This window comes from Spirosoma jeollabukense (assembly GCF_054777855.1).
The window spans coordinates 1-878 of record NZ_BAAHAD010000074.1 but is presented as its reverse complement, the minus strand read 5'-3'; the positions used below and the strand labels follow the sequence as shown (position 1 = coordinate 878).

Below are 878 nucleotides of genomic sequence, written 5' to 3'. Positions count from 1 at the left end.
TCATTAGATATGATACCTGTAAATATAGCTTTAATATAAAATTAAGGACGAAAAAAATTTTTTCTTCATATATCTAAATATATACCACAATTTAAATATAAAATATATAAAATTTTAAAATTTTATTATGTGTATTAAAAATCAGCGTATGTGAGTTGTATAAATGTATATTAAATTATATATATATGCAGTAAATAGAAAAAAAAAAATGTCTTTATTATTATTATTAATACCTTTAATCGGTATAAGCTTTATTGTTTTAGAGTCTAATTATGGTTTACATTTAGCTAATATGAAAATAAAATCTATAGGGTTGATTACTTCAATCATTAATTTAATAATTTCTTTATTTATGTTTATAATATTTGATTTTTCAGGTAAACATTTTCAATTTATTGAAGAACAATATAAAATAAATTATTTTGATATATATTTAGGTGTAGATGGTTTATCTATATACTTTGTATTATTAACAACAATAATAATGCCTATTGCATTATTATCTAATTGAAATTCAATACAATCTAAAAATATACTATCTTTTGTGGTTATAATATTACTTTTAGAAACTTTATTATTAGCAGTATTTTTAGTTTTAGATATATTGTTATTCTATATTTTTTTTGAGAGTATATTACCTCCTTTATTTTTATTAATAGGTTTATTTGGATCAAGTAATAAGGTAAGAGCAAGTTTTACTTATTTTTATATACTTTATTAGGTTCGTTATTTATGTTATTATCTATAATAACAATGGCCTCTATAATGGGAACTACTGATTTTGATGCTTTATTTAAAACTAATTTTGAGTATACAACACAATTATTTTTATTTTATGGTATATTTATAGCTTTTGCTGTAAAAACTCCTACTATTTT

Annotated in this window: 1 protein-coding gene and 1 pseudogene; both read left to right on the top strand. The window is 19.0% G+C overall.

Annotation, left to right across the window (positions count from 1 at the left end):
- Nucleotides 1-208: 208 nt before the first annotated feature.
- Nucleotides 209-511, top strand: a complete 303-nt coding sequence (locus ACYVEA_RS34600) for a hypothetical protein (protein ID WP_461117915.1) — start codon at nucleotides 209-211, stop codon at nucleotides 509-511.
- A 33-nt stretch (nucleotides 512-544) separates the two neighbouring features.
- Nucleotides 545-878: pseudogene (locus tag ACYVEA_RS34595) on the top strand (proton-conducting transporter transmembrane domain-containing protein); the annotation flags it as partial.